The organism is Pseudomonas sp. Sample_9 (genome assembly GCF_004307535.1).
In the GTDB taxonomy this organism is placed as follows: domain Bacteria; phylum Pseudomonadota; class Gammaproteobacteria; order Pseudomonadales; family Pseudomonadaceae; genus Aquipseudomonas; species Aquipseudomonas mercuritolerans.
The window spans coordinates 7949-12776 of record NZ_RAZO01000319.1 but is presented as its reverse complement, the minus strand read 5'-3'; the positions used below and the strand labels follow the sequence as shown (position 1 = coordinate 12776).

Annotated in this window: 5 protein-coding genes and 1 pseudogene; 3 read left to right on the top strand and 3 right to left on the bottom strand. The window is 63.3% G+C overall.

Annotated features, from left to right (window positions below):
* Together D6877_RS17555 and D6877_RS17550 are read right to left on the bottom strand one after the other, a co-directional pair.
* A partial coding sequence (locus tag D6877_RS17555) for a hypothetical protein (protein ID WP_130911607.1) occupies positions 1–283 on the bottom strand: 283 nt, incomplete at its 3' end.
* 57 nt (positions 284–340) lie between these two features.
* Positions 341–946: an arylesterase gene (locus D6877_RS17550; RefSeq protein ID WP_161984070.1), complete on the bottom strand. Its 606-nt coding sequence runs from the start codon at positions 944–946 to the stop codon at positions 341–343.
* Between the two features lie 10 nt (positions 947–956).
* On the opposite strand from D6877_RS17550, the gene D6877_RS17545 reads away from it, so the two are divergent.
* From D6877_RS17545 to greB, 3 genes are read left to right on the top strand one after another with little or no spacing between them, the layout of a single operon-like run.
* Positions 957–1640: an ABC transporter ATP-binding protein gene (locus tag D6877_RS17545; protein ID WP_016770883.1), complete on the top strand. Its 684-nt coding sequence runs from the start codon at positions 957–959 to the stop codon at positions 1638–1640.
* Complete coding sequence (locus D6877_RS17540; protein WP_130911587.1) at positions 1640–4144, top strand: ABC transporter permease; 2505 nt, start codon at positions 1640–1642, stop codon at positions 4142–4144. The genes D6877_RS17545 and D6877_RS17540 overlap by 1 nt, the downstream gene beginning before the upstream one ends.
* Positions 4145–4178: 34 nt before the next feature.
* Positions 4179–4676, top strand: coding sequence for a transcription elongation factor GreB (greB, locus tag D6877_RS17535; RefSeq protein ID WP_071173132.1), 498 nt, complete (start codon positions 4179–4181; stop codon positions 4674–4676).
* 6 nt (positions 4677–4682) lie between these two features.
* Here the strand turns inward: greB and D6877_RS17530 are convergent.
* Positions 4683–4828, bottom strand: a pseudogene (locus D6877_RS17530) (class I SAM-dependent methyltransferase); the annotation flags it as partial.

Genomic DNA, 4828 nt, shown 5'->3' with positions numbered 1-4828 from the left:
ATCGCAGCTCGGGCCAGATCGGCGACGTACCGCGTTTCTGCGATTCAAGAATCGCCCGGCACAGCGAGCACAGACGCTGATCCTGGAACACCCGGCGATCAACATTCGACCAGCGCGGTTGCGCCGGCAGCAGAGTGCCGCATAGCGTGCGATCGGCCGAGCCACCGAGTTCCAACTGACGCGTCACCAGATGCACCCGCACTTCCTGGCAGGCGAACAGATCCAGCTGCTCGTCAGGCTCGATCAGTTGGTAGGCAAACAGGGACCAGGCAGGACGCGGCATCGGGGGCTCCAAATTAGGGGGCGCCACATTAGCCGAAAGCCTGCCACTAGAAAAGCCTCATAACAGCGGTTTTAGCGTCGGCCAGACATTTTCCAGCAACTTGCCCTGAGCCCCGGCGGCCGGGTGTAGACCGTCGGCTTGCATCAGGTCCGGGTGCCCACCGACACCTTCGAGAAAAAACGGCACCAACGGGATGTTTTTCTCTTCGGCGAGCTTGCCGTAAACCTCGGCGAACGAATCGGTGTAGCGCTTGCCATAATTGGGTGGCAACTGCATGCCGAGCAGCAGCACTTTCGCACCGCTCTGCCGCGAGCTGTCGATCATCGAGGCAAGATTTTGTTGCAATTGTGTTGGCGGCATCCCGCGCAGGCCGTCATTGCCACCCAGCTCGAGGATCACCAACTCCGGCTTATGCTCTGCAAGCAGCGCCGGCAGCCGCGCCTGGCCTCCGGCACTGGTGTCGCCACTGATCGAGGCGTTGACCACTTTATCGTCGAAACCCTCCTGTTTGAGCCGCTGCTCGAGCAGCGAGACCCACCCCAGACGGGTATCCAGGCCGAAACCGGCGCTGATACTATCGCCAACGATCAGGACAGTACCCGCCGCTGCGTTCTGGGCCATGCACATCAAGGCCAGGCCAGCACTCAAAAACCATACACGCATCGGATTCTCCATGGGCGCAAGCATTCTCACCGCGAAGAACCTCAGCAAAGTGGTCCCTAGCGCGGAAGGTGAACTGACTATCCTGCACGAACTCAGCCTGGAACTGAACAAGGGCGACAGCCTGGCCATCGTCGGCGCGTCCGGTTCCGGCAAATCCACCCTCCTCGGCCTGCTCGCCGGCCTCGACCTGCCGAGCAGCGGCGAAGTCACCCTCGCCGGCCAGGGCCTGAGCAATCTCGACGAAGACCAGCGCGCACGAATCCGCGCCGAGCACGTCGGGTTTGTCTTCCAGTCATTTCAGTTGCTCGACAGTCTCAATGCGCTGGAAAACGTCATGCTGCCGCTCGAACTCGATGGCCGCAAAGATGCCCGCGAGCGCGCCACACAGTTGCTCCAGCGCGTCGGCCTCGGCCAGCGCCTGACCCACTCGCCGCGCCAGCTCTCCGGTGGTGAACAGCAGCGCGTGGCCATCGCCCGCGCCTTCGCTGCCGAACCGGACGTGCTGTTCGCCGACGAGCCGACCGGCAACCTCGACAGCCACACCGGCGAGCGCATCAGCGACTTGCTGTTCGAATTGAACAAGGAACGCGGCACCACCCTGGTGCTGGTGACCCACGACGAACGCCTGGCCCATCGCTGCCGGCGCCTGATCCGTCTTGAAGCCGGGCTGCTGGTCGCCCCTCTGGAGCCTTGATGGCACGTCTGCCGCTGTTGCGTCTGTTCAGTCTTGCCCTGCGCCAGCTCATGCGCGATGCCCGCGCCGGTGAGTTGCGCGTGTTGTTCTTTGCGCTGGTGGTGGCCGTCGCGGCGAGCACCGCGATCGGCTACTTCGGCGCCCGCCTCAACGGCGCGATGATGCTGCGCGCTACCGAGTTTCTCGGTGCCGATCTGGTGCTGGAAGGCAGCTCGCCGGCCCGCGAGGAGCAAATCCGCAGCGGCACCGAACTGCGCCTGAATCATGCGCAAGTGGTGGAGTTTTCCAGCGTCATTGCCACCGATAACGGCATTCAGTTATCCAGCATCAAAGCCGTCGACCGCGCCTATCCACTGCGCGGCGAGCTGAAGAGCGCGCCCGCACCCTTTGCCCTGGAAGAAGTCGGCGGCGAACCGCAACCCGGTGAAGCCTGGGTCGAGGCGCGCCTGTTGACCGCGCTGGATCTGAAGATCGGCGACAGCATCGACGTCGGCATGAAGACGCTCAAGCTGACCCGCGTGCTGACCTACGAGCCGGATCGCGCTGGCAACTTTTACAGCCTGACGCCACGGGTACTGATCAATCTTGACGACCTCACCGCCACCGGCGTGGTGCAACCCGGCAGCCGGGTGAGTTACCGCGAACTCTGGCGCGGCGAACCGCAGACGCTGGAAACCTATCGTGAATTGATCAAACCAGGCCTCGCTGCAAACCAGCGAATCCAGGATGCCCGTGACGGTAACCGGCAAATCGGCGGTGCGCTGGGCAAGGCTGAGCGTTATCTGAATATGGCCAGCCTGGTTGCGGTGTTGTTGGCCGGGGTAGCAGTGGCGTTGTCGGCGAACCGTTTCGCCAGTCGGCGTTTCGATGCCAGTGCCTTGCTGCGCTGCCTCGGCTTGTCGCGCCGGGAAACCATGGTGCTGTTCAGTCTGCAACTGACTGTGCTTGGACTGGTGGCGGCTGTCAGCGGCGCCTTGCTCGGTTGGCTGGCGCAACTGGGGCTGTTCGCACTGTTGCATGATTTACTGCCGAGCGATGTGCCGCCGGGTGGCCTGTTTCCGGCGATTGCCGGGATTGGCACCGGGCTGGTGGCGCTGGCCGGTTTTGCCTTGCCGCCACTCGCGGCACTGGGTCGCGTGCCGCCGCTGCGGGTATTGCGCCGCGACATGCTGCCGATCCCCTCGAGCACATGGATGGTCTACGGCGCGGCGCTGGGTGCGCTGGGCCTGATCATGTGGCGTCTGAGCCTCGACCTGCTGCTGACCTTCGCCCTGCTTGGCGGCGGCGTGGTCGCCGCGCTGGTGCTGGGCGGCCTGCTGCTGTTGTTGCTGCAAAGCCTGCGCCGCATGCTCGCCCGCGCCTCGTTGCCGTGGCGCCTGGGTCTTGGCCAGTTGTTGCGGCATCCATTGGCGGCAGCCGGGCAGTCGCTGGCGTTCGGTCTGATCCTGTTGTCGATGGCGCTGATCGCACTGCTGCGCGGCGAACTGCTCGACACCTGGCAAAACCAGCTACCGAAAAATGCGCCGAACTACTTCGCGCTGAATATTCTCCCGGCGGACAAACAGGCTTTCGCCGATCACCTGATCAAGGTGTCCGCGCAAGCGGCGCCGCTGTATCCGGTGGTGCCAGGGCGACTGATCAGCATCAATGGCGAGGCGGTACAGCAAATCGTCAGCAAGGACTCGGCCGGTGATCGCGCCATCCAGCGTGACTTGAGCCTGACCTGGGCGGCGGATCTGCCGGCCGGCAACAAGCTCACCGCCGGCTCGTGGTGGAGCGGCCAGCCGTCTGATGATGTGCCGGGGGTTTCGGTGGAAGGCAAGGTGGCCGAAAGCCTGAAACTCAAACTCGGCGATCACATGGTGTTCAGCGTTGGCGGGGTCAATCGGGAAGCGAAGGTCACCAGCCTGCGCGAGATCAACTGGGACAACTTCCAGCCGAACTTCTTCATGATCTTCCAGCCCGGCACCTTGAAGGATCTGCCGGCGACCTACCTGACCAGTTTCTATCTGGCGCCGGGGCATGATCAGCAGATCGTCGAGCTGTCGCGGACCTTCCCGGCGGTGACCATCCTGCAGGTCGAAGCGTTGCTCGAACAGCTGCGCAGCATCCTCGCTCAGGTCACCCTGGCGGTGGAATATGTGTTGTTGTTTGTTCTGGCTGCGGGGATGGCGGTGCTGTTCTCCGGTCTGCAAGCGACGCTGGATGAACGCATTCGCCAAGGGGCGCTGTTGCGCGCGCTGGGTGCCGAGCGGCAGTTGCTGATCAAGGCGCGGCGCATCGAATTCGGCTTGTTGGGCGCGGTAAGCGGCTTGCTCGCGGCGATCGGTTCGGAGGTGGTCAGTCTGGTGCTGTACCGCTTCGCTTTTGATCTGCCATGGCATCCGCATCCATGGCTGCTGGTGCTGCCGCTGATTGGCGCCGTGCTGATTGGTGGCGCCGGTGTGTTCGGCACTCGCCGGGCGCTGAACGCCAGCCCGCTGACAGTGTTGCGCGAGGGTTGATAGACTCAAGCCGTCTTAATCACAAGAAGTCGCCATGAGCCGTTATCGCCCTCCCCGCACCGCCGGCACCGCGCTGATCACCCCCGAGGGTGAAGCGCGGATGCGCGCCGAATTCCATGAGTTGTGGCATGTGCGTCGCCCGCAGGTCACCCAGGCGGTGAGTGAAGCGGCAGCGCAAGGTGATCGTTCGGAAAACGCCGAGTACACCTACGGGAAAAAGATGCTGCGGGAAATCGACAGCCGCGTGCGCTTTCTCACCAAACGCCTGGAAGCGCTCAAGGTGGTCAGCGAAAAACCCAGCGATCCGAACAAGGTCTATTTCGGCGCCTGGGTGACCATCGAAGACGAAGACGGCAAGCAATCGCGCTACCGCATCGTCGGCCCCGATGAACTGGACCTCAAACAGGGTTTGATAAGCATCGACTCGCCGCTGGCCCGCGCGCTGATCGGCAAGGCACTCGACGCGGAAGTGCGGGTGCAGACGCCGACCGGCGAGCAGTTCGTTTACATCGTTGCGATTGAATATCCGTAAGACCAATCAGCGCCGAGTGATCAGGCCCTGCCGCGCAACGCGGGTGAGTTGCTTGATCATTTCCGCCGCATCTTCTGCGCTCGGCGCCTGAATCACCGCCAGATCGAAGCTGTCCGTAGCGAAACGCGCCAGCGACTCGCCGTCATCGACAA

Coding starts and splice junctions, on each gene's coding strand:
- D6877_RS17550 (WP_161984070.1), bottom strand. CDS start 946: ATGCGTGTATGGTTTTTGAGTGCTGGCCTGGCCTTGATGTGCATGGCC.
- D6877_RS17545 (WP_016770883.1), top strand. CDS start 957: ATGGGCGCAAGCATTCTCACCGCGAAGAACCTCAGCAAAGTGGTCCCT.
- D6877_RS17540 (WP_130911587.1), top strand. CDS start 1,640: ATGGCACGTCTGCCGCTGTTGCGTCTGTTCAGTCTTGCCCTGCGCCAG.
- greB (WP_071173132.1), top strand. CDS start 4,179: ATGAGCCGTTATCGCCCTCCCCGCACCGCCGGCACCGCGCTGATCACC.